This window comes from Roseivirga spongicola (genome assembly GCF_034376045.1).
In the GTDB taxonomy this organism is placed as follows: domain Bacteria; phylum Bacteroidota; class Bacteroidia; order Cytophagales; family Cyclobacteriaceae; genus Roseivirga; species Roseivirga spongicola.
This window is the reverse complement of the sequence record NZ_CP139724.1, coordinates 4441473-4465019: the sequence shown is the minus strand read 5'-3', so window position 1 is coordinate 4465019 and position 23547 is coordinate 4441473. Positions and strand designations below refer to the sequence as shown.

Here is a 23547-nt window from a genome sequence, read left to right as displayed (position 1 = left end):
GCCATTTCAATAAAAACTAAAACCTTAAAGTAAATTCTGTCCCCTCTTGAAGTACTGAACGGACGGTGATTGCACCTCCATGCTTTCTCATTATTTGTTTAGATAATGACAAGCCAATCCCCGAACCTTGTTTTTTAGTAGTAAAGAATGGAATAAATATTTTGCCTAAAGCTTCTTCATCTATACCAGATCCATTGTCTCTGATTTTCATAGTTGGTCTTCCGTATTCGTTTACAAAAGCGTTAATAATGATCATTTTTTCCTCTTCATTCTCGTTTAAGGCATGCATAGCATTCTGTACTATATTTATTAATACCTGATCTATTAACTCTTTGTCTACATGAATTTTCAGGTCTTTCGGATTAATATTCACGACAAACTGAATACCTCGAGTTTCCATTTCATGAGCCAGAAGCACTTTGATATGGTCTATTACCTTACTGAATTCAATTTCCTGAATTTTAGGCTCTGGAATTCTGGTGAGATTTCTGAAGTCTGACACAAAACGGATTAGTCCTTCGCTTCTGCGCTTAATAGTTTGCACCGCTAGGTAAATATCTTCCAGTTCCTCTTTTTCTATAGGTACATCATCTTCAATGTTATCTACCAGATTTACTTCAACGGTATTTGCCAAAGAGGAGAGAGGGGTAACGGAATTCATGATCTCATGGGTCAGTACCCTAATCAGGTTCTGCCAAGCGTCCATTTCTTTTTCTTCCAGTTCTGACTGAATGTTTTGAATAGATACTAGTTTGAATTCCTCACCTCTTAAAACCAACTCTATCACATAAATGGAGAGCTGAGTTCGGGTACCTTCGTTGGTAAGTTCAATTAGCGCACTACCTCCAGTTTTAAGCTTAACTAGAGATTCAACGAGTTTAGGACTTACTTTGCTCAGCTCAAAGATGCTATTTAATGAGTCTACACCAATCAGTTTTTTGGCCGCACTGTTAATAATCTGAATTTCTCCTAGCTTATTGAATGTAACAAGACCAATGGCTACGTGTTGTACTATTGTTCTGAAATAGTGATAGTTAGCCTCTTTTTCGGCCCTGATTTCCCTAAACTTTCTAATTACTGTATTGAACTCATTATACAGCTCATTCATAGATTTACCTCTCCCTGAAGAGGGGTAAGTTGTTGTGAAGTCATCGTATTTGATTGAGCTCAAAAACGAGGCTATCTCTCTGTTCGTCTTATCCAGTGTTCTCACCAGAAAGTAAATCTGGACAATAATAAGGCCTGCAATAAAAACGGAGTTCACAGTATTAGGAACCTCATATATGATATAGGCCAAAAGAAAGATAGAGAGAACCAGTAGTGCTACTCTAATAAGAATGACAAATCTTAAGTTTTTAAAGCCCATGCTTTTCTAGTCTTCTATACAGAGAAGCTCTGGTTAGGCCCAATTCTTTGGCAGCTTTAGAAATGTTTCCTGAATGCTTGTTGATGGCTCTGAGAATTACATTTTTCTCAACATCATCTAGGTTTAAGTTGTCGGCTGCTTCATTCTGATTATCTGCTTTCTGAACCAAAAAGAAGAAGTCGTCAGGCATAAGTACATTGCCTTCACTCATGATAATGGCTCTTTCTATGGCATGCTGCAATTCTCGGATGTTTCCGGGCCACGAGTACTTAGAAAGCTTTTTATAAGTAGAAGGAGCTATTTTCTTCTGTGGCTTTCTGTATTTCTCTGAGTATATTTTTACGAAGTGGTCAGCCAACAGGTTAATGTCATCTTGACGCTCTCGTAAAGGAGGTAAATGAATTTCTACAGTATTAATTCTGTAAAGTAAATCTTGTCTGAAAGTGTTTTCAGCCACCATGTCGTATACAGGCATGTTAGTGGCGCAGATCAGTCTGATATTGACATCTATAGGTTTGTTAGTTCCTATTCGTGTTACTTGTCTGCCTTGTAATACCGTTAATAACTTGGATTGAAGCGGCATGCTCAGGTTTCCTATCTCATCTAGGAAGAGAGAGCCTCCTTGGGCTACTTCGAACCTTCCTGCTCGGTCTTCTTTAGCGTCAGTAAAGGCACCTTTTTTATGTCCGAATAGCTCCGATTCAAAGAGCGTTTCAGTAATAGCACCCATATCAACACCTACAAAAACATTGTCTTTTCGGAGCGATCGTTTATGAAGTGCTCTGGCCACTAGTTCCTTACCTGTTCCGTTTTCCCCTAGAATTAAGACGTTTGCATCTGTTTGAGCTACCTTATCTATAATGCTAAAGACATTCTTCATTGCAGGGCTATCACCAATGATATCACTGAACGGTTTGTTAATATCATCTTCTAACTGCTTTTTGGCACTCTTAAGCTTTTCTACCTCTTTATAGCTTTGTTTAAGTTTTATGGCCGATGAAAGTGTAGCTATTAACTTTTCGTTTTGCCAAGGCTTTAATACAAAGTCTGTAGCACCTTCCTTTAGTGCTTTAACTGCCATTTCTACATCTCCGAAAGCTGTGATTAGAATTACTACCGCTTTTGGGTCGGCTTCAAGAATTTGTTGCAACCAATAAAACCCTTCCTTACCACTAGTAGTATCATGGCTAAAATTCATATCTAAAAGAATAACATCGTAAGTTCCATTATTCATTAAGAATGGAATCTTCTTTGGGTTTTTCTCTATTATGACCTCTTTGGCATGCTTCTTCAATAGTAGTTTAGCCGCAATGAGTACATCTTCATCGTCATCGATGATCAAAATTTTTCCTAATTCTTTCTCCACAAGCTTGGGTTTTGCTGTTTATCAACTGAAATAGTGCCAATAGGCATTACGGCTCAATTTAGAAGATTCTGTCTAAAAACTGTCCGAATTAGTACATAAATAAGCACGATATCGTACAGCTAATTGCAGTGCTCATAAAGCCTTCTTCCTTTTTATATAAAGAATGATTTTGAATTAAATTAAGGAGAAGTTTGCTAAAAGTAAGTACAAACATATAAATATGACCCATTGTGTATTAAAGACACACTTATGTTGAAAATAGGTTTTGCAGATGAACTGAAAGTCATTATATTGCACTCGTTGTTTTGAATTAATTGTAAAGATTAATTCAGATATTTTGAGTTTTTGACCTTTGGGCTCAGTGCTGACCACGCTGAGCCTTTTTTTATGCTTAAGGTTTTCATGGAGACTCTAAAAGTGTTCGATTCCGTTCAATCCTTGTTTTAATACTGTACACTTGCTGGTAGTCTAATTAATGTCAGTTGAGTCTATTCTGTTGATTTTTAGTGGTTTATAAAAGTGGCATCCTTGTTGTCAACTGCAGGACGGATTAGAAAACACGACTAGACTAAATAGCAATGGACAGAAAGATTAAGAAAAAGACATGGACTACTAAACGAATAGTAACCATTCTTGGAAGTGGGGGTATCCTTTTTCTGATACTCTACGTGTTCGTCTTTGCAGACAATGCGTCAAAACTCAACGTAGACTTAGAAAAAATCAGTGTGGGTGATGTGGTTGAAGGCCCATTTCAAGAATACATTCCTTTAGAAGGTACCGTACAACCCAAGACAACTATTTTCCTCGATTCTAAAGTGAGTGGAAATGTAGAAGATAAGTTCCTTGAAGGAGGGGTTCAGGTTAAAAAAGGAGATACAATCTTAAAGTTGGAAAATAGAGCCTTGGAAATGAGTTACATTCAAGAGCAAACCCAGACCAATAGATTAAGGAATGACATTGAAAACACGAACAATAGGTTGCAACAACAGCTATTCACTTCTCGTGCTCAAGTAATCAATATCGATTTTGATATTGATGAAGCAAAAGATCAGTTTACTAGAAATGAGCAGCTTTGGAAGGATAAAGTAATTTCAGAACAAGACTACCTAAATTCTAAAAGAAGGTATAATAGACTTAAGGCATCAAGAGAGAATATAGTCAAGCAAATGGAATTCGATTCCATCAATGCTGTTAGTCAGGTAACACAAAACGAACAAAGGTTAATTACTTCAGAGGAGAGTTTGAAAATAGTTCAAGGTCAGCTACAAGATCTATGGGTCACTGCTCCAATTGATGGATTACTTTCTACGGTGAATGCTGAGATTGGTCAGTCTATTGGTCAGGGTACTACTATCGCCCAAATAGATGATTTAGATGGATTCAAAATTGCTGCTAATGTAGATCAGCACTATTTGCCTAGAGTTTATGAGGGCCTGGTAGGTACTTATGATTTCGCTGGCCAAGAATATAGATTGGAGATCAGAAAGAAGTTCCCTGAAATTAATAATGGAACATTCGTAGTAGAAATGGTAGGAGAGATTCCTGAAGGAGTAAGAAGAGGTCAAACCCTTTCAATCAGACTACAATTGAGCGAAGAAAAGAATGCTATTCAAATACCTAGAGGCAGCTTCTTCCAAACTACTGGTGGTAACTGGATTTTCGTTCTAAATGAAGATCAAACCGAAGCAACTAGAAGAAATATCCGCATTGGAAACCAGACTCCGAGGAACTATGAGGTGCTAGAAGGTTTACAACCTGGAGAAAAAGTGATATTTTCATCTTATGAAGGTTATGACGATAAGGATAAACTCGTCATCAAGAAATAATTAATTCAAACAACTAATTAACTTTTACAATTATGGGAAACAACAAAAGTATCATCACCACTAAAGGGCTGAAGAAGTTCTACTACACAGATGAAATTGAAACAACAGCGTTGAATAACGTAAATCTTCAGATCGCTGAAGGTGAGTTTGTTGCTATCATGGGACCTTCCGGTTGCGGAAAGTCTACTCTTCTAAACATCATTGGTCTATTAGATAATCCTTCTGAAGGTGAATTCTATTTCTACGATGAAGAGGTCTCAAAATATTCTGAAAGACAGAGAGCAGAGCTTAGAAAAAGAAACATTGGTTTCGTGTTTCAGAGCTTTAACCTCATTGACGAACTTACTGTATATGAAAATGTAGAGCTTCCTTTAATCTACTTGAAATATCCTGCTTCTGAAAGAAAGCAAAGAGTAGAAGAGGTGCTTGAGCACATGCAGATTATGCACAGAAAAGATCACTTCCCTCAACAACTTTCTGGTGGTCAGCAGCAAAGAGTTGCGGTAGCAAGAGCCGTTGTAGCTAAGCCAAACCTAATTCTAGCGGATGAGCCTACTGGTAACTTGGACTCAACTAATGGTCAAGAGGTAATGACTCTTTTGAGTGATTTGAATGCCAATGGTACAACTGTGATTATGGTAACTCACTCTGCTACCGATGCTGAGTATGCTCATAGAGTTGTGAACTTGTTCGATGGTCAGGTAGTATCTGAGAACATTAATTCAAAAGAGAACTCGCTAGTTTAAGCATTTGTAAAGGTTAAAAGTCCACTTGCCAAAAATGGTAGGTGGGCAAATATTGAAGAGCTTGGGACAGCTCTTCCAGAAAAATATTGCCCAAAGGATAGAAAACATTAGTATGAAACGATTATTCACAATAGCTCTGTTAGCATTGCTTTCCAGTTCAACGGTTTGGGCTCAGAGGGTGCTAACGTTAGAGGAATGTATAGACATAGCATTGCAGAGCAACTTGAGTATAAAAAGAGCTAAAAACCAAGCAGAAATAGCTAAAGCTCAATATACCCAAAGCAAGTTTAACTTTTTACCTTCTCTAAGTGCAGGAGCTTCTCACTCTTGGAGGGAGGGACTTCAGTTTGACCAGACTACTGGTAACTTAGTGAATACAACAGCATTAAGTGGAGGGATGTCCATTGATGCAAGTTTGACACTGTTTGATGGCTTCTCTAATTTATATGGTAAGCAACAAGCGAAAGCTAGTTATCAGGCATCAGAAGAGGCTGTGAGAGGAACTGTTCAGTCTATTCAAGCGCAAATAGTTGGTGCCTTTTTGCAGGTTATAACTATTAAAGAAGGTTTGAAAATGAATGAAGCAACGCTTTCTTTATTGAATGAGCAATTGGATAGAGAAAGGAAGCGAGAAAACGCAGGTGTTGGAAATATGGAGCAAGTCTATAACTTCCAATCTCAAGTTGCTCAACAGCAGCTCACTATTGTAAATCAAAATAATCAGCTTGAATCTGCCAAGCTGAGCCTTATTCAGCTGCTCCTTTTAGATCCTGCTGAAGATTATCAGTTTGAAGGAATTACTTCGAATGACGCTGAACTTAATAAGGAGTTAGAGGATTACAACACTGTTTATAGCAGTTCTATGGATTTCTCGCCTTCTGTTAAATCTGCTCAACTTAATTTAGATGCAGCAGAAAAAAATCTTCAAATATCAAAGTTTAACTGGATGCCTACTTTAGGCTTGAGGTCAGGATGGAGCACTGGGTGGAGTTCAAACCTAAGAAATCAGGGAGATGGTTCGGTTGTAGACTTGTCAACTCAGCTAGATAGAAATAGAGTAAAATCAGCTAGTTTAAGTTTAGGCATTCCTTTGTTCAGTAGGTTTCAAAATAGAACACAACTGCAGACCTCTAAAATTCAGGTCTTAAACTCTCAATTGGCTTTGGAGCAGGCTAAGAACGATCTCACAAATCAAGTCCAGCAAGCCTACTTAGATTTACTAAATGCTAAGACTTCTTATGCTGCAGCTAAAGAGAGTAAGTTGAGTTTGGATCAGTCATTTGATTTTGCCAAAAATAGATATGATAATGGCACAATAGACTTTGTGACTTATTTACAGAGTTTGACTGCTAAGAATCGTGGAGATTTGGAGCTTGTAAGAAGCAAGTATTCCATACTACTTAGGCAGTTCATTCTTGATATTTATAAGGGTGAGTTAATGGAGCCCGGAACTAATTAATACTCAGAATATCTACTCGTTTGCCTGAAATGGCAAACAAAAGGTCGTTTTCCATAAACACAAATTGATAAGGGAGATTAGCGTAGCTGATCTCCTTTGTTTTTTTAGAATAGATATCGGTCAAAACAATTTGCGCAGGAGATGAAGAAATTAGCCAGTTTTTACTGAAACTGAAGAACCCGTTATTTGCTGCATTAATTTCTTCAACGAAATTACCAAGATTGTCGAAAACAAGGATATAACCTTTAGAATCGCTTATAAAAAGCAAGTTCTGATATTCTCTGATGAAGCTAGGGTTGAGTTTCTTGTTTTCTAAGCTTAGACTGAGAATGTTCTCTAAGAGCAACTCACCGCTATTTACATCAATCTTACTGAGTGTTAAATTACCGGTGTTCAATAGCCACAGGTTATTGTCTGCTGATAGCGTAGCAATACCATTGATTTGTGAAATGTTGAATCTATTGAGGTTGTATCTTTCTGAGTTGGCTAAGAACCTATTCAAAAATAAATACTCCTGAAAGCCTTGGTAGTAAACAAAAACTCGCAAACCTTGCCAAGCTTCTAATAGACTAGGAGTAGCCTTTCTTTGAGGTGAAAAGTGGTACTGAAGCTGACCCTTTTTATCGTATTTCTCAATAACTCCATCAGATGATGCAAAGTAGAGGAATCCTTGCCTGTCAATTGATGCGGCTACAGGTTCGAATGGAATGGGAAAACTCTCTATAATCTTGGCTTCTTGGCTAAAAAGCAAGCAATGAAAGAATAAGGCTGTTATGGTTATTCTAGCCTTCAAATGTTTTTAGTTCTACTTTACCATCTGAATAAACCCCGTAAGTATAATAGTTCAGCCATTCACCTAAATTGATATACCTGCTGCTATAGCCAACTTCTAGATCTAGCGGAAGATGTCTGTGTCCAAATAGGTAATAATCGTGATGCTTTAGCTTTTCTTGTTCTTTAGCAAAAGTCCATAGCCATTCTTCCTCTCCTAAAAATCGTTGCTCTGTATTGTTGGCCTGAGCTCTACTCTTTCCTGACCAAAAATTGGCCAGGCCAATACCCACATTCGGATGTAACCAGTGAAAGCACCATTGAAAGAAGTTGTTTGTGAATACCTTCTTCAGAAACTTATAGCCATTGTCTCCTGGGCCAAGTCCATCGCCATGAGCAACAAAAAGCGAAGTTCCATTTATGTCTAATTCTAACGGCTCTTTATATACTTTGGCGTTGAACTCCTGCTCAAAATAGCCGAACATCCATAAATCATGATTGCCAGTAAAAACGTGTAGTTCAATACCTTCGTCAACCAACTCAGCTAGTTTGCCTTGAAAACGAGAAAAACCTTTCGGGATGGTGGTTTTGTATTCGAACCAGAAATCGAATAAGTCTCCAACTAGAAAGATGGCCTGCGCATCTTTTTTACACTCATCTAACCAGCGAACTATTTTTAATTCTCTTTCTCTACTCTTTTGAGCAGTTGGAACTCCAAGGTGGAAGTCTGAGGCGAAGTATACTTTTTTAGACGCTGCTATATTAAGCTTCATGCTTTCAATTGAATGGTGAAAGATAACCAATGACCAAAACAAAAAAAATCAGGTCGTTAAACCTGATTTTGTATTGTAGGCCTTATAGACGCTTACTCTTTATTTTCTTGTTCTTCTGAGGTTGTTCCTTCTGATTGTGGCTCAACTACCTCTTCTTGCTTAGTATCAGCATCTGGAGCGGTTTTTTCTTTAACTTTTCCATTACTGTTAGTGTAAGCTTGGTAGGTAGTCTCCTTTTCAAAAGGTCTTTTCCCAATTAGGTTTTCTAAGTCGGACTGGAAAATGATTTCCTTGTCAAGTAATTCTTTGGCCAGAATTTCTAATTGTTCCTTTTTATCTGTTAAGAGCTGCTTAGTTCTCTGGTAAGCTTGCTCTACCAGTTTTTTAACCTCTTGGTCAATAATTTTAGCTGTATCTTCTGAGTAAGGCTTGTTAAAGCTGTAATCATTCTGCTTAGAGTCGTAGAATGAAATGTTACCAATTTTATCGTTCATACCATAAACACTAACTATGCTGTAAGCCATTTTGGTAACACGTTCAAGATCACTTAATGCACCTGTAGAAATTTTACCGAAAATAATTTCTTCGGCAGCTCTACCACCTAAGGTCATGCACATTTCGTCCATCAACTGCTCAGTTTGGTATAAGAACTGTTCCTTTGGTAAGTACTGAGCATATCCTAATGCAGCAACACCTCTAGGTACAATCGATACCTTTACCAATGGGTCGGCATGCTCTAAGAACCAGCCAGCTACTGCGTGACCAGCCTCGTGGTATGCCACAATCTTTTTCTCTTCTGGAGAGATGATTTTGTTCTTCTTCTCAAGACCACCGATTACTCTATCAATAGCATCTTGGAAGTCTTGCATGTCTACTGCTTTCTTATCCCTACGGGCAGCGATTAGTGCAGCTTCATTACAAACATTGGCTATTTCTGCACCAGCAAAACCAGGAGTCTGAGCTGAAAGCTTCTTAGGATCAACATCTTTTTCTAGCTTAATAGGCTTAAGGTGAACTTTGAAAATGGCTTCTCTGCCCACAATATCTGGCTTATCGATACTGATTTGTCTATCGAATCTTCCCGGTCTCAATAGTGCACTATCAAGTACATCTGGTCGGTTGGTAGCCGCTAGGATAATTACACCTGAATCAGTAGCGAAACCGTCCATTTCAACCAAGAGAGAGTTCAACGTGTTTTCTCTTTCATCGTTAGATCCCGGCATTTGACCTTTGCCTCTAGATCTACCGATTGCATCGATCTCATCAATAAATACGATACAAGGAGCCTTTTCCTTCGCTTGCTTAAATAAGTCACGAACCCTGGCAGCACCTACACCCACAAACATTTCAACAAAGTCAGAACCAGAAAGCGAGAAGAAAGGAACAGCTGCTTCACCTGCTACGGCTTTCGCTAATAATGTTTTACCAGTACCTGGAGGGCCTACAAGCAAGGCGCCTTTAGGGATTTTTCCTCCTAGTTTGGTGAATTTTGAAGGGTTCTTTAGGAACTCAACAATCTCCGCAACTTCTTCTTTGGCTTCGTCAAGTCCTGCAACATTGTCGAAAGTGATTTTCACTTTGTTTTCAGTATCGAACAAGGCTGCTCTAGATTTTCCAATATTGAAAATCTGACCACCAGGGCCTGCATTACCTGTCATTCTACGCATCATAAGCCAGAAGAACAGAATAATTAAGATTAAGAAGCCCCAAGTGCTTAGGAATTCAATAATCGTTGTTCTGTTATCGAACTCAATAGATACTTGCTGGTTGCTCGGAATGTCAGTGTCGGTGACAAAATCTTGATAGTAGCCTCTAAAGTCTTCTGCTGAAAAGAATTGCTTTTCGATCTTGTAATGAGGGCCAGTTCCGAAACCTAAAAAGTTTTGGTTCTCTAATTCTGTTTTGTATTTCGCATTTTGAAGTGCTTCTGACTTCAAAGTAATTTCAACAATATTCTGATTTTCTACATAGAGAATTTTAGCAACATCGTTGCTTTTCACCATGTTTTCGAATCGAGCTTTGGTAATTGCTATTCCCCCTCCTGAGTTGGTGAAGAATGAAATTGCGAAAAACAGAATGATTAGGGAAACGAATATCCAAATTTGATTATTCGGTTTTTTGCCTCCTCCTGGAGCTGGTTTGCCCAGTATGTTTTTCTTTCTTGGACTATCTGGCATTATTAAATTTTTTGAGTCTTTTTAAAATCTACATTATAACGCTTTGCCACAATAAAGGTTAATTAAGCGTTGTGAGTTTTAGAAGTAATTATGGCATCGCCCCATAGATCTTCCAAGCCGTAATACTGTCGCTTGTCTTTTCTGAATATGTGGGCTACAACACTCACGTAGTCAATTAGAATCCATTCTCTATTAGTGAAACCCTCTTTTCGCCAGGGTTTTTCATCTTTTTTGTCAACCTCAGATTCAATTGACTTGGCAATTGCTTCAATTTGGGTGTCTGAGTTACCGGAACATATAACGAAAAAGTCACAGATAGAGCCTTTTACTTTACGGAGATCCATAACGACAATGTCTTCTGCCTTTCTCTCCTCCATTCCCTTAACAACTACATTGCTCAGTTCTTCCGAATTCATTAATGAGTTTAGTGAAGTATTTTTGATTTCTTTACGCGTAAAACTACGAAAACTGTTGTACAAAATTCCTGCTAATACCTTATTTGTCGGCAAGGTGGTGGAATATATGCCATCCTGTCACTCTACTAATGACAGTGCTAGAGAATTACTCCTTCAGCATGACACGTCAGAGGGCACTGTTGTCATAACCGATAATCAAACTGCTGGCAAAGGGCAAAGAGGTAACTCTTGGTTCAGTGCCGAGGGTGCTAACCTGACAATGTCGTTAATTATGAAGCCCAATTTCCTTACGCTTTCCAAGCAGTTCTATCTGAATATGATTAGTTCACTTGCTGTGAAACGTGTTCTGAATGATAGGTTGCCAGATGCTAATAGTCAAGTCAAATGGCCGAATGATGTTCTTTTAAATAACAGAAAGGTCTGCGGTATTTTGATTGAGAATGGCATAAAGCGACAGTTTCTAGAGCATTCCGTGGTAGGGATTGGCTTAAATGTGAATCAAAAGGCATTTGGCTTGGCCACGGCAACTTCTATGTCTAATGAGATAGGAATTGCCTTTTCTCTTCAATCTGTTTTTGAGAAGCTATTAGGTCAGTTTGAAGCATTGTATTTGAAATTGAAAGCCGAGAGATACTCCGAAATAAAAGATGAGTATTTACAAAACCTGATAGGATTTAATCAGTGGCGAAAATATAGGTCTGAATATGTATTTGATGGTCAAATCGTAGATGTTCTAGATTCTGGTCAACTGAAATTAGCAACACAGCAAGGAGATAAGCTTTTCGATTTCAAGGAGATAGAATTCATCTGGAATTGACTCAAATTATTGATTTGCAATGCTTGAGGTGTTACCTTTGCGCCTCGAAAAATTGACATTCAATGCAAGAAACAGGAGTAAAATTCAAGGTAAAAGATATAAACCTCGCTGAGTGGGGTAGAAAAGAAATACAATTGGCAGAGGCAGAAATGCCTGGTTTGATGTCTTTGAGAGAAGAGTATGGTGCTAGTAAGCCACTTAAAGGGGCTAGAATTGCAGGGTGTCTTCATATGACAATTCAAACTGCTGTGTTGATTGAAACATTGGTAGAGCTTGGTGCTGAGGTTACTTGGTCTTCTTGTAATATTTTCTCAACTCAAGATCATGCGGCTGCTGCAATAGCTAAAGCTGGAATTCCTGTTTTCGCATGGAAAGGAATGAACGAGGAAGAATTCGATTGGTGTATTGAGCAAACTCTTCATGCTTTTGAAGGTGGCGAGCCATTGAACATGATTCTAGATGATGGTGGTGATCTTACCAATATGGTGCTTGATAGGTTCCCAGAATTAGTACCTGCTATTAAAGGTCTCTCAGAAGAAACTACCACTGGTGTTCATAGACTTTACGAAAGAATGAAGAAAGGCACTCTTCCGATGCCAGCCATCAATGTGAATGATTCAGTTACTAAATCTAAGTTCGACAATAAATACGGCTGTAAAGAGTCTTTGGTAGATGCTATCAGAAGAGCAACCGATGTTATGTTAGCTGGTAAAGTTGCTGTTGTTGCTGGTTATGGCGATGTAGGGAAAGGTTCTGCTGCTTCTTTGAGAGGTGCTGGTGTTAGAGTAATCGTTACAGAGATAGATCCAATTTGTGCACTGCAAGCTGCTATGGACGGCTTCGAGGTGAAGAAAATGGATGATGCTGTAAAGAGAGCTGATATTGTTGTAACAGCTACAGGTAACAAAGATATCATTGCCGAAAGACACTTCAGAGCGATGAAGGATAAAACCATCGTTTGTAACATCGGTCACTTCGACAATGAAATTGACATGGCTTGGTTGAACGGAACGTTTGGTGATACTAAAGTAGAAATCAAACCTCAGGTTGATCTTTATAACATTGAAGGAAATGACATCATTGTTTTGGCTGAAGGTAGATTAGTAAACCTTGGTTGTGCTACAGGCCACCCTTCATTTGTAATGTCTAACTCTTTTGCTAACCAAACTTTGGCACAAATTGAGTTGTGGACAAATACGGATGCTTATGAGAATGCGGTTTACACACTTCCTAAGCACTTAGATGAGAAAGTAGCGGCTCTTCACTTGGCTAAGATTGGAGTGGAGTTAGATTCGCTTTCAGAAGATCAGGCAGAATATATTGGTGTAACTGTTGATGGACCTTACAAGCCAGAGCATTATAGATATTAAGTCTTACAAAAGATGATTAAGAGGCTCCAATTCGGAGCCTTTTTTTATGCAAGGGATTCACATAATTACTCTAGTTGTCTTTTTTATAAAAGATATGATGGTGACTTACTTAATGCTCCTTAAGTCAATTCTTACATTTGGCAAAGAGATAATCGAGCCCTGTTTCTCTTGATTGTTTAAATAGATTAGTTCTTTTGCTAATCCATTCTAAAGAGTGTTTTTTTAATCTATATCTTCGTCTTTAATTTTTTTATGGAAACACTAGCAAGCATTTACACTAAGGGGACATTAAGAAAGTTCCAGAAATTTTTGGGTATGGATTCTAAGGATCCATACATGAAATATAAAGAGATTGATTTCTTCAAAGAGCTATTTGCCAAGTTTCAACCAAATAAGTGTTTGGAGTATGGTTGCGGAACTAGCACTCCTTATTATATGAGTCATTTGCCAGATGGAGCTCGATGGGTTTCAATTGAACACCATAAAGGTTGGTTCGATAAGATTTCAAAAGTAATCGATAGACCTAATTTATCTTTACATTTTGTAGATGTTGATGGTAATGATCCCAAGGTTCCAGAAGATGATTTGTATGCCACTTTCCCTAAGCAATTCGCTCCTTATGATTTTATTCTGGTGGATGGAATAAGAAGAGAGAACTGCATAGAATTAGCGCATGAATTGTTAGCTAAGAATGGTATAGTTGTGGTTCATGATAGTAATCGTAAGGAATATCATGATCATATCAAGAAGTTCAAATATTGGTTTATTCTAGAAGATTTTAGAAAAACGGCAGGAGGATTAGGTCTGGCCTCGAATGATGTAGATGTGACTCAATTGGTGAGTCTAAAGCAGCATGCTGCTCTTTGGAAAAAGGATAGTGTGGTTTCAAACTTTTTCAAGTTCAAGTTTCTAATGGGTAAAAAAGCCAAGCCATTTAGGCTGCAAACGTCTTAAGGTTTGTGTATAAGTACGTAGGTTTCAAACTTTTCCGTATTGCCCTTTAATGCTTGATTTACGGCTACTGTAAATTTGAAGAACTGCGATTCTGAAGCGAAGCTGTAAATTAGACCCTCCCATAGTACGTCATGTTTAAAGTTAATTTCTTTAAGGTGGTCTTTAGGTAATAATGCCAGTGTTTCATTTCCTTCAGCATACTCATTTATCATCGCTGGAGAAAAATCTCTTAAATTCTTTCGTTCGGTATAGTAGGGTAAGTTTTGAATAAGCCAAGCATCTAGTAGCAATGGTGTGTTCTTGTCAATCTGTTCGTTTTTAGTTACAATTCTGCCTATTTCATCATAAGGCCTGAATGCCTCCATTCTCGGAAGAAAAGAAGTGAATACAATCATAAAACCAAACATGGTCCAAAACGGTAAAATTAGACTAAACCTAAATCCGTCTTTCTTCAATATAAATAATATGGTAACTACAACTAAGGTGAAAGGTATAAGATAGAATGCCAAAGATAGATTCAACTCAAAAATAAGGTAGGTCATTCCACTTGTCAGTAACGCTGAAATGATGAAATGAATAGTTTTGATTGCTAGTTTCGGTACTTTATCTCCAATGAACATTGGTACAATCATAAGAGCTAAGGCTGGATGTGCTTGTATAATGTAAGTTGGTATTTTACCTTTTGAAACGGTGAAAATCACAAACATTACAGTAATCCATGCAATTGGAAAAAGTACTTTTTTCGATTCCTTTCGGTTCATTATCCAATACACAATGGAATAAAAGAATGTCAACGAATATGGTATAATAGTCCAGCTCAGAACTCCTACGTAGAAGAAGGGCTTCATACCATTTGATTTCTTCTGAAGAGCTCGTCCGAATGTTTCGGTATAATAAATATCCCAAAATTCCTGACCATCTTTTACGTACATAAAAATCACCCAACTCAGGCCAATCACCCCAATAATTAATATTCCTAATGGCAGTTTTAGAAAAACTATATCTCTCCAGAGTTGCTTCCACTGCCCCCAGTTCTTTAGCAATATGTAGAACCCTACAATGCCACCAAGCACAATAATGTATGGAAACCCTTTAGTTAACACGGTGAGTCCTAGGGCAATGTAGCTGAGTATTAAATATTTCGTAGATCGGTCTTCATATCCTCTGTAAAACCAATACATAGTAAGTGTGAAAAAGTAGGTGAGAGGAACTTCTGGTGAGGCATACTGCTTTACTGCAAGGAGTTGTAAACCCAAAGCCATTATTATCATGGCATAATAACCACCAGACTGGCCATACATACGTTTTCCCAGTAAATAAGTAAGCCAGATAGAGCCAAGGGCCATCAAAACAATTGGCAGGCGAATACCAAACTCATTGAGTCCGAAAATGGCACTGCTGGCGGCAATCGCCCAATAGGTGAGAGGAGGTTTGTTATATCGAGGTTCGTAGTTGTATTTAATATCAACAAAATTGCCAGACTCAAACATTTCACGAACAGCTTCTGCATAAAAACTCTCGTTCGGAGTCCATATATCATTAACATGAAAGTTATAGAAGTATAGGAGAGATATGAGTGCAAATATCAGATACGAAGCAGAACGTGAATGAGTCCACTGAAATTCAACTATCTCTTTTTTATTAAGAATCATATCTATTACTTACTATTTTTGGAGGCTTCAGAAAGAACACCCAAATTTAGTTTATATATGCCTGACTCGTACAAGGGAATATTTATAAATACCACAAAAGGTACCCATAAAGAGGTTTATAATTTAATAAAACATGATACAGAGAAATCTGTTGTTGATATTCCATCTGGACGTGGTGCATTTATTCTTCGGTTAAAGGATAATGGCTTTAGCAATGTAACTGGGGTGGATATCGAAGATATTTCACAAATAGAACATGACGATTTTGTTCTAGGTGATATGACTAAAAGATTGCCTTTAGAATCGGCTAGTAAAGACATTGTCGTCTGCATAGATGGAATTGAACACATCTATGGTCAAGCCTCTTTTGTGGAGGAGGTAAACAGGAGTCTTAAAGTTGGAGGTTCAGTTATAATATCAACCCCAAATATATCAAGCATTCGTTCTAGGTGGAGGTGGTTCTGGACAGGGCATCATTATAAATGCAGTTCGCCTTTAGATGAAAGAAATCCGACACCTCTTCATCATGTAGGAATGATATCATTCCATGAGCTTAGGTATCTATTACATACTCGAGGCTTTGAAATTGAGCAGATTTCGACAAATAGAATTAAACTTATTAGTTGGCTATACATGGTCTTTGTTCCTTGGGTTTATTTATCAACAATTTGGATTTATAAAAAAACAGGGCCAAGAGAAGGAACGGTAGAAGTTAACAGGAGTATGCTCTCCCAAGTGTTCAATAAGAACGTTCTTTTTGGAGAAACTTTGATTGTAAAGGCGGTTAAAAGGAGAGATTTAGGAGGCTAATTGCTCTTCAAATTGATCAATTATGTTGTCAAGGCTAAAGTTCTCTTGAACAAATTTGCAGCCTTGGGAGCCTAGTGTTTCTCTTATTTCTTTGTTCTTCGTTAATTCAGCCAGCTTTTCTGAAAATAGTTCTAAATCCTCAAAAGGTACCAGATATCCATTGAAACCTGTTTTTACCAACTCAGGATTACTCGTGATGTTAAACGCAACTACTGGTTTTCTGGCAAACATTGCCTCCGCAATGACATAGCCAAAGCCTTCCCATTCAGAAGTGAGTGCAAAAATATCAATGGATTCCATGAATGAACTCATATCTTCCACAAAGCCGAGTAGTTCAACTTCATTTTGAAGTTCATTTATTTTTATTTCTTTCAATAGTTGCTCTTCTAACTCTCCAGTTCCAGCAATCACAATTTTGAAATTGACTGATTTCTTTTTTAGGATTTTGGCTATTTCTATGAAATGATGTTGCCCTTTTTGAATTGTCAACCGACCAGCATTGCCAATAATGATTTTTTCACTGTCAAATGAATGCCTATTTATCTTTCTGTTACTCATTTCTTCAAAGTCTAAACCTTGGTAAATGATCTGGATGTTTCGTTTCAGCCTATTGCCAAAATTCATCGACATTGTGCGTTTTGTTTCTAAAGAGTTGGCTATCAGATGAGTTATTACATTATTGTACAAATACTGATTAATTTTACTTGCTTTAACGGGTGCTGCCAAAGCCCTGTATAGAACTATCCTTTTTAACCCTGCTAATTTGGCTGTTAAGACACCAACCTTTGTGTCGTGTGACGTAGAAATAATAACTGTATCTATTTTGCTCTTTTTAAAGAACCTATAGAGTCGAATGTATTTAAATGGGTTTAGAAATGATAGGTTTTTAAGCCTAAGGGCAAAAGTGTCAATATCAGCTTTATTTGCCCTAGAGTATAGTTCGTTACGCTTATCTGCTGCAATAAAGACTGTATAGCCTCTTTCTTTAAATTTGCTAGCGTAATCAAAGTGTATCTTTTCTCCACCACCCCAAAAGCTCGTAGTATTTAGAAAACAAATGTTTTTCATTGAACCTGACTTAATCATTTGGCTGGCAAAAGTATGAAATCGAGAGTGTTTGTTGCTCAGAGATCGTTGTTATTTAAGTCTTTTGCTAATTTTGACTGTCATAATTCATTGTACCATGACTTCAACAAGAAATAAAGTAACAGCGATAATACCTACATATAACGAAGAGGTCAATATTGGACAGGCTATTGAATCGGTTTTGTGGGCGGATGAAATTATTGTGGTTGATTCTTTTAGCAATGATAAAACGGTGGAGATAGCGGAGAGTTATGATAATGTGAATGTTATTCAACATGAGTATGTGAATTCAGCAACTCAAAAGAATTGGATAATTCCTCAGGCTAAGCATGAATGGGTTTTTATTCTAGATGCTGATGAAGTAGTAACTTCTGAATTAGAGCAAGAAATATTAAATACATTGAGGAACCCGAATAAAACAGCCTACTGGATTAAGAGAAGGACTGTTTTTATGGGGGAAGAGGTGAAATATGGGAGTTGGAGAAGTGATAAAGTTGTGAGGTTGTTTTTGAGGGATGAATGCAGGTATCAGGACAAAAAGGTTCATTCAGAGATTGAAACGGAAGGGGAAATTGGAATACTCAATAACCATCTGAGGCACTACACGTGGAAAGGAATCAATGAGTTTATTGTAAAGGTAAATTGGTATTCTACCTGGAAGGCCTATGACAAAATAGAAAAAGGGAAGCCAACCGGATTCTTTGTTACGACAGTGATAAAGCCATTTTGGCGTTTTTTTTATGAGTACCTAGTGAGGTTTGGGTTTCTAAATGGGAAGGTTGGTTTTCATATCGCAATTTTAAGCGCATATGATGTCTACTCAAGAGGCTTGAAGATTCAGTTGATTAAAAATGGAGAAGCCATAGCGAAGGATAGGATATGATTTTAGTTGATAATGCAGTAATAAGTGACGACATAAAAGAGCAATTCTTTGTTTGCGACTTAGAGAAGTGTAAAGGTGCCTGCTGTGTGGAAGGTGATTTAGGTGCCCCTTTAGAGGAGCATGAGTTAAAAGAGTTGGAAAATGCATACGAAGTAGTAAAACCTTATTTGTCAGCAGAAGGAATTGCTGCTATTGAGAAAGAGGGTACTTATTTAATGGACTTTGAAGGCGATTATTCAACCACAACCATTGGCGGTAAGGAATGTGCTTTTGCTATTTATGATGAAAAGGGTATTCTGAAATGTGGTATAGAACAGGCCTATAGGGATGGAAAGACTACTTTCAAGAAGCCAATTTCATGTGAGCTTTACCCAATCAGAATTTCAAAATACGACCACTATGAGGCGCTAAACTACGATCGTTGGGATATCTGTTCTGCTGCCTGTACATTGGGAGAAAAGCTTGGGGTACCAGTTTACAAATTTCTGAAAGACGCTCTGATTCGAAAATATGGAGAGGCTTGGTATGAGGAGTTATGTAATGAGATTGAAGGGAAATAAAAAAGCCGGCTTTTGCCGGCTTTTTTATTTTATAATTTCGAGAAATCGAAGGTTTCTAAGTATTTCGTTGTGAAGTTACCCGATTTGAAGCCTTCATCTTCCATTAATTTAATATGGAATGGAATAGTTGTTTTAATTCCTTCAATAACAAATTCCTCTAAAGCTCTTTTCATTCTCACAATCACTTCTTCTCTAGATTGACCGCTTACAATCAGCTTAGCAATCATTGAATCATAATTTGGAGGAATAGAGTAACCAGCATATACATGGCTATCTACACGAACTCCATGACCACCTGGTAAGTGAAGGTTAGTGATTTTTCCTGGAGAAGGTCTGAACCCATGAGATGGATCTTCCGCATTTATTCTACACTCCATAGCGAAAAGCTTAGGATAGTAGTTTTTACCTGATATCGGCTCACCTGCGGCTACCTTAATTTGCTCTTTAATCAGGTCGAAATCTGTTACTTCTTCAGTAATAGGGTGCTCAACTTGAATACGAGTATTCATCTCCATAAAGAAGAAGTCGCCATGCTTATCTAGTAAAAATTCTACCGTTCCAGCACCTTCATATCCAATGGCTTCTGCGGCTTTTACTGCGGCCTCACCCATTCTGTCTCTTAGCTCTTGATTTAGGGCAGGAGATGGAGTTTCCTCTACAAGTTTCTGATGCCTTCTCTGAATAGAACAATCTCTTTCTGAAAGGTGACAAGCTCTACCTGTGCTATCTCCAACTACCTGGATTTCTACGTGACGAGGCTCTTCAACGAATTTTTCTAGGTAAAGGCCATCGTTTCCGAAAGCTGCGGCAGATTCCATTCTGGCATCGTCCCAAGCTTTTTGAAATTCTTTGTCAGATTTCACAATCCTCATTCCTCGGCCACCACCACCGGCAGTTGCTTTAAGAATTACAGGGTAGCCCATTTCATTGGAAAGCTTAATGCCTTGCTCAACAGAGTCTAGTAGGCCATCAGAACCAGGGATAGTTGGTACACCTGCTTCTTTCATGGTAGCTTTAGCAGTAGCCTTATCACCCATTTTATCGATCATATCGGGAGAAGCTCCAATGAATTTGATGCCATATTCGGCACAAACCCTAGAGAATTCAGCATTCTCAGAAAGGAAACCATACCCTGGGTGAATCGCATCGGCATTAGTGATTTCTGCAGCCGAAATGAGATGAGGTATTTTTAAATAAGACTGATTTGATGGGGCAGGGCCAATGTTTACAGCTTCATCCGCAAAGCGAACATGTAAACTGTCTTTATCTGCAGCAGAATAAACGGCTACAGTTTTAATACCCATTTCCTTACATGTTCTAATAACACGCAAGGCAATTTCCCCTCTATTGGCGATTAATATTTTCTTAAACACGTTTGCTCTTTTAGGTTGAAAACTCAATAAGCGGTAAGGCTATTTAAGCCGGGTCTACCAAGAACAAAGGCTGATCGTACTCAACAGGAGAAGAGTTATCAACCAATACTTTTACGATTGTACCTGAAACTTCAGACTCAATTTCGTTGAATAACTTCATTGCTTCAACGATACAAACTTTGTCTCCTGCAGAAATAGTGTCTCCAACATTTACGAATGCAGGATCTTCTGGCTTAGGAGATCTGTAGAAAGTACCGATCATAGGAGATTTAATCTCAACGTATTTGCTCGAATCATCTTTAGCAGCTGCTTTTTCAGGAGCTGGAGCAGCTTCAGTTGCTGCTGAAGCAGGAGCAGTCGGTGCAGGAGCCGCTACTGGGGCAGGGGCAGCTGCAGGAGCAGAAGCAATAACTTGTGCTTCAGTGTCTCTTTTTACCTTAATTTTGAATTCTTCCGTTTCAATATTGACTTCTGCTAAACCAGATTTAGCAATAAAGTCTATCATGTTTTTAATTTCCTTCGGGTTCATAATGAGTTAAGGTTTATTTTACACGCTCTCCATAAGAGCGAGTTCTAGTGTCAACTTTAATTTTATCTCCTAAGTTAATGAATAATGGTACTTGAATTTCAGCACCAGTTTCTAATGTAGCTGGTTTGCTGGCATTCGTTGCAGTATCTCCTTTAAGCCCAGGTTCCGTGTAAGTAATTTCTAGCTCAACGTAAGCAGGTAACTCGCATGTGAGAGGCTGCTCAGTCTCGGCATGGAAAAGAATGTCTGCTTCCTGTCCGTCTTTAATTAAGTCGGCATTTTCAATCATCTCTTCAGGTATCATAACCTGCTCAAAAGTAGATGTGTTCATGAAATGAAAGCCGAATTCATCTTTAAACAGAAATTGGTGAGTTCTTTTCTCAACTCTGGCGGTTTCAATTTTATGTCCGGCAGAGAAAGTGTTGTCTACCACTTTACCGGTTTTAATGTTTTTCAACCTTGTTCTAACAAAAGCAGGTCCTTTGCCTGGCTTTACATGTTGGAACTCTGTGATCATCCACAGGTCATTGTTTATTACAATACAAAGACCGTTTTTAATATCTGCTGTAGTAGCCATGAATAATTTAGGTTAGTCTTTCTTATTTAGGATCGTAAGCCCACTTTAACCAAATAGAACCCCAAGTAAAACCACCACCAAAGGCGGCTAAAATAAGGTTGTCTCCCTTTTTGAGTTTAGATTCATAATCCCAAAGGCAAAGAGGGATGGTTCCACTAGTAGTGTTGCCGTATCTGTGAATGTTGAGCATTACTTTGTCTTCTCCAACATTCATTCTTCTGGCGGTAGCGTCAATAATTCTTTTGTTGGCCTGATGAGGAACAAGATAGGAGATGTCATCTCCAGATAGATTGTTCTTGTCCATAATTTCAGCAGCCACGTCTGCCATGTTTGTAACGGCAAACTTAAATACTGCAGAGCCTTCTTGGTAAGCGTAGTGCTCTCGGTTGGCCACTGTTTCTTGTGTGGCTGGCTTTCTACTTCCTCCAGCTTTCATGTGTAAGTGAGGAGCCCCTGAACCATCTGATCTCAGGATGGAATCCATAATTCCATGTTCTTCAGTAGTAGGTTCAAGCAGTACGGCACCGCCTCCATCACCAAAAATTATACAGGTGGTTCTGTCAGTATAATCTACTATAGAAGACATTTTATCTGCACCTACAACAATTACCTTCTTGTATTTGCCAGTTTCAATGTACTGCGAGCCCGTAGCTAGGCCATAAATAAAGCCTGAGCAAGCTGCCTGTAGGTCGAAGCCAAAAGCATTTTTGGCACCAATAGCATCACCGATTAGGTTGGCCGTTGCCGGAAAAACCATGTCGGGGGTTGTGGTACAGCAGATGATTAAGTCTATTTCTTCAGGTGTAGTATTGGTCTTGGCAAGTAGGCCCTGAATCGCTTTGATTCCCATGACCGAGGTGCCCTGATTCTCACCTTTTAAGATTCTTCTTTCTTTGATTCCTGTTCTGGTGGTGATCCACTCATCTGTGGTGTCCACCATGGTTTCCAATTCTTGATTGGTTAGTACATATTCTGGAACATAACCTTGGACACCGGAAATTTGAGCTCTTAGCTGACTCATGCTTATTTTTTAGTTAGACATGCAGAGTTGAGATGCAAACATCTGCCAATATAAGGGGAATGCCTACAGAATCATAATAGATTGTTATGAGAAAGGAGCTGCACCCTTATAAATGAAAATGCTCCTGAATATCTTAATCCAGGAGCAAATATTGTCAAAGGTAAGCCTTAGGCTAAAACCTCTTTTTCCATCACAACTTTACCTTTATAGTAAAGTTTACCTTCATGCCAGAACGCTCTGTGAGGCATGTGCAATTCACCAGTTGTAGGACAAACCACTAAAGTCTTCGCAGAAAGTTTTTTGTGAGTTCTTCCTTTGTCTCTTCTGGTTCTCGAGGTTTTTCGTTTAGGATGCGCCATTATTATTCTGTTTTAAGCTTTCGCTAATTTTTATTCTTTAAATTCTTTAATGCTGCCCAACGTGGGTCAATGTCTTCTTCTTTTTGTTCGATGTCTTCTTCTGCTTCTGAAGTGTAAATCATACTGCCTTCCGACTCATCGTCTTCATCTTCCTCTTCTTGAAACTTCGGATGAAGCTTCTTCATAGGAATTTCTAAGCCAATGAATTCGTACATAATACCCGCTACGTTAAGTGTTTGGGTATTTTTCTCAATCACAAATACATCTTCAGATAGCTCTTTATCTTCTTCTCCATACTTATAAATCATGTTCTGATCAATATGTATAGGGAAGTCGAATTTCTCCAAGCTTCTATCACATTCTAGTTCCAAAGAACCTTCAATGTTGAAGTCTACCTGAATCATAGAGTCTGACTTGTTGAGACTGACAACTGCATTGAGTTGGCCATTTTCAACTAAGTCTCCATCAAACATTTCAAAGAACTCTTTCCCAATTTCAAACTGGTACTCGTGAACGCCATTTGAAAGTTTGTAGATATGTATATCGTATTTCTTTCTGGCTCTCATAGATACCGCCCAAAATTCAGGAGTGCAAAGGTATGGAATTCATTTCGAATAGTAAAAGCATAGCGCATCCTTATTTTGGATAATTAGCTT

23 protein-coding genes are annotated in these 23547 nt (G+C 38.3%); 9 read left to right on the top strand and 14 right to left on the bottom strand.

All coding sequences use genetic code 11. The annotated features are described in order from the left end of the window. Nucleotides 1–16: 16 nt before the first annotated feature. Both T7867_RS19585 and T7867_RS19580 read right to left on the bottom strand, forming a co-directional pair. Nucleotides 17–1366, bottom strand: coding sequence for a sensor histidine kinase (locus T7867_RS19585; RefSeq protein WP_068220183.1), 1350 nt, complete (start codon nucleotides 1364–1366; stop codon nucleotides 17–19). Further along, the gene (locus tag T7867_RS19580; RefSeq protein WP_068220186.1) at nucleotides 1356–2732 is read right to left on the bottom strand and encodes a sigma-54-dependent transcriptional regulator; all 1377 of its coding nucleotides are present in this window, start codon (nucleotides 2730–2732) and stop codon (nucleotides 1356–1358) included. Before T7867_RS19580 ends, T7867_RS19585 begins: the two co-directional genes overlap by 11 nt. A gap of 578 nt (nucleotides 2733–3310) precedes the next feature. Here T7867_RS19580 and T7867_RS19575 point away from each other — a divergent pair. The 3 genes from T7867_RS19575 to T7867_RS19565 all read left to right on the top strand — a co-directional run bounded on the left by T7867_RS19575 (nucleotide 3311) and on the right by T7867_RS19565 (nucleotide 6763). After that, complete coding sequence (locus tag T7867_RS19575; protein WP_273512507.1) at nucleotides 3311–4558, top strand: efflux RND transporter periplasmic adaptor subunit; 1248 nt, start codon at nucleotides 3311–3313, stop codon at nucleotides 4556–4558. 50 nt (nucleotides 4559–4608) lie between these two features. Beyond that, the gene (locus T7867_RS19570) at nucleotides 4609–5304 is read left to right on the top strand and encodes an ABC transporter ATP-binding protein (RefSeq protein WP_221405990.1); all 696 of its coding nucleotides are present in this window, start codon (nucleotides 4609–4611) and stop codon (nucleotides 5302–5304) included. Nucleotides 5305–5416: 112 nt separating this feature from the next. Next, nucleotides 5417–6763, top strand: coding sequence for a TolC family protein (locus T7867_RS19565; protein WP_322299703.1), 1347 nt, complete (start codon nucleotides 5417–5419; stop codon nucleotides 6761–6763). Here the strand turns inward: T7867_RS19565 and T7867_RS19560 are convergent. From T7867_RS19560 to rsfS, 4 genes are all read right to left on the bottom strand, one after another. Further along, nucleotides 6756–7556, bottom strand: a complete 801-nt coding sequence (locus tag T7867_RS19560; RefSeq protein WP_322299702.1) for a hypothetical protein — start codon at nucleotides 7554–7556, stop codon at nucleotides 6756–6758. The genes T7867_RS19565 and T7867_RS19560 overlap by 8 nt on opposite strands. Continuing rightward, nucleotides 7546–8307, bottom strand: coding sequence for a UDP-2,3-diacylglucosamine diphosphatase (locus T7867_RS19555; protein ID WP_288341875.1), 762 nt, complete (start codon nucleotides 8305–8307; stop codon nucleotides 7546–7548). The genes T7867_RS19560 and T7867_RS19555 overlap by 11 nt, the downstream gene beginning before the upstream one ends. Nucleotides 8308–8399: 92 nt before the next feature. After that, a complete protein-coding gene (gene ftsH, locus T7867_RS19550) occupies nucleotides 8400–10484 on the bottom strand; it encodes an ATP-dependent zinc metalloprotease FtsH (protein WP_273275427.1) in 2085 nt (694 codons plus the stop codon). Nucleotides 10485–10546: 62 nt separating this feature from the next. Next, entirely contained in the window at nucleotides 10547–10900 is a 354-nt protein-coding gene (rsfS, locus tag T7867_RS19545) for a ribosome silencing factor (protein WP_068220813.1), read from the bottom strand. A gap of 55 nt (nucleotides 10901–10955) precedes the next feature. Between rsfS and T7867_RS19540 the strand changes: the two genes are divergently transcribed. The 3 genes from T7867_RS19540 to T7867_RS19530 all read left to right on the top strand — a co-directional run bounded on the left by T7867_RS19540 (nucleotide 10956) and on the right by T7867_RS19530 (nucleotide 14041). Beyond that, nucleotides 10956–11717 (top strand): biotin--[acetyl-CoA-carboxylase] ligase, encoded by a 762-nt coding sequence (locus T7867_RS19540; protein WP_322299701.1) that lies wholly within the window; start codon nucleotides 10956–10958, stop codon nucleotides 11715–11717. A gap of 62 nt (nucleotides 11718–11779) precedes the next feature. Beyond that, nucleotides 11780–13087, top strand: coding sequence for an adenosylhomocysteinase (ahcY, locus tag T7867_RS19535; protein WP_273275432.1), 1308 nt, complete (start codon nucleotides 11780–11782; stop codon nucleotides 13085–13087). 252 nt (nucleotides 13088–13339) lie between these two features. Beyond that, entirely contained in the window at nucleotides 13340–14041 is a 702-nt protein-coding gene (locus T7867_RS19530; protein ID WP_322299700.1) for an O-methyltransferase, read from the top strand. On the opposite strand, the gene T7867_RS19525 is transcribed toward T7867_RS19530, so the two are convergent. Next, complete coding sequence (locus T7867_RS19525) at nucleotides 14038–15693, bottom strand: ArnT family glycosyltransferase (RefSeq protein ID WP_322299699.1); 1656 nt, start codon at nucleotides 15691–15693, stop codon at nucleotides 14038–14040. The two genes, T7867_RS19530 and T7867_RS19525, sit on opposite strands and share 4 nt — an antisense overlap. A gap of 57 nt (nucleotides 15694–15750) precedes the next feature. Here T7867_RS19525 and T7867_RS19520 point away from each other — a divergent pair, with 57 nt between their 5' ends. Beyond that, the gene (locus T7867_RS19520; RefSeq protein ID WP_068220216.1) at nucleotides 15751–16503 is read left to right on the top strand and encodes a class I SAM-dependent methyltransferase; all 753 of its coding nucleotides are present in this window, start codon (nucleotides 15751–15753) and stop codon (nucleotides 16501–16503) included. Here the strand turns inward: T7867_RS19520 and T7867_RS19515 are convergent. Beyond that, nucleotides 16492–17571, bottom strand: coding sequence for a glycosyltransferase family 4 protein (locus T7867_RS19515; RefSeq protein WP_322299698.1), 1080 nt, complete (start codon nucleotides 17569–17571; stop codon nucleotides 16492–16494). The genes T7867_RS19520 and T7867_RS19515 overlap by 12 nt on opposite strands. Nucleotides 17572–17686: 115 nt before the next feature. Here T7867_RS19515 and T7867_RS19510 point away from each other — a divergent pair, with 115 nt between their 5' ends. Both T7867_RS19510 and T7867_RS19505 read left to right on the top strand, forming a co-directional pair. Continuing rightward, nucleotides 17687–18472 carry a glycosyltransferase family 2 protein gene (locus T7867_RS19510; RefSeq protein ID WP_322299697.1) on the top strand — a complete coding sequence of 262 codons (786 nt, stop codon included), beginning with the start codon at nucleotides 17687–17689 and terminating at the stop codon, nucleotides 18470–18472. Further along, nucleotides 18469–19032 carry a DUF3109 family protein gene (locus T7867_RS19505; protein ID WP_273275443.1) on the top strand — a complete coding sequence of 188 codons (564 nt, stop codon included), beginning with the start codon at nucleotides 18469–18471 and terminating at the stop codon, nucleotides 19030–19032. Before T7867_RS19510 ends, T7867_RS19505 begins: the two co-directional genes overlap by 4 nt. A gap of 29 nt (nucleotides 19033–19061) precedes the next feature. Here the strand turns inward: T7867_RS19505 and accC are convergent, their stop codons facing one another. From accC to T7867_RS19475, 6 genes are all read right to left on the bottom strand, one after another. Then, the gene (accC, locus tag T7867_RS19500) at nucleotides 19062–20405 is read right to left on the bottom strand and encodes an acetyl-CoA carboxylase biotin carboxylase subunit (RefSeq protein ID WP_068220815.1); all 1344 of its coding nucleotides are present in this window, start codon (nucleotides 20403–20405) and stop codon (nucleotides 19062–19064) included. A gap of 43 nt (nucleotides 20406–20448) precedes the next feature. Beyond that, nucleotides 20449–20934 (bottom strand): acetyl-CoA carboxylase biotin carboxyl carrier protein, encoded by a 486-nt coding sequence (gene accB / locus T7867_RS19495; RefSeq protein WP_068220227.1) that lies wholly within the window; start codon nucleotides 20932–20934, stop codon nucleotides 20449–20451. A gap of 13 nt (nucleotides 20935–20947) precedes the next feature. Then, nucleotides 20948–21511, bottom strand: coding sequence for an elongation factor P (efp, locus tag T7867_RS19490; protein WP_273275449.1), 564 nt, complete (start codon nucleotides 21509–21511; stop codon nucleotides 20948–20950). 22 nt (nucleotides 21512–21533) lie between these two features. Beyond that, entirely contained in the window at nucleotides 21534–22532 is a 999-nt protein-coding gene (locus T7867_RS19485; RefSeq protein WP_322299696.1) for a beta-ketoacyl-ACP synthase III, read from the bottom strand. A 167-nt stretch (nucleotides 22533–22699) separates the two neighbouring features. Then, nucleotides 22700–22891 (bottom strand): 50S ribosomal protein L32, encoded by a 192-nt coding sequence (gene rpmF, locus T7867_RS19480; protein ID WP_068220236.1) that lies wholly within the window; start codon nucleotides 22889–22891, stop codon nucleotides 22700–22702. A gap of 23 nt (nucleotides 22892–22914) precedes the next feature. Beyond that, the gene (locus T7867_RS19475; protein ID WP_288341862.1) at nucleotides 22915–23457 is read right to left on the bottom strand and encodes a YceD family protein; all 543 of its coding nucleotides are present in this window, start codon (nucleotides 23455–23457) and stop codon (nucleotides 22915–22917) included. Nucleotides 23458–23547 lie beyond the last annotated feature (90 nt).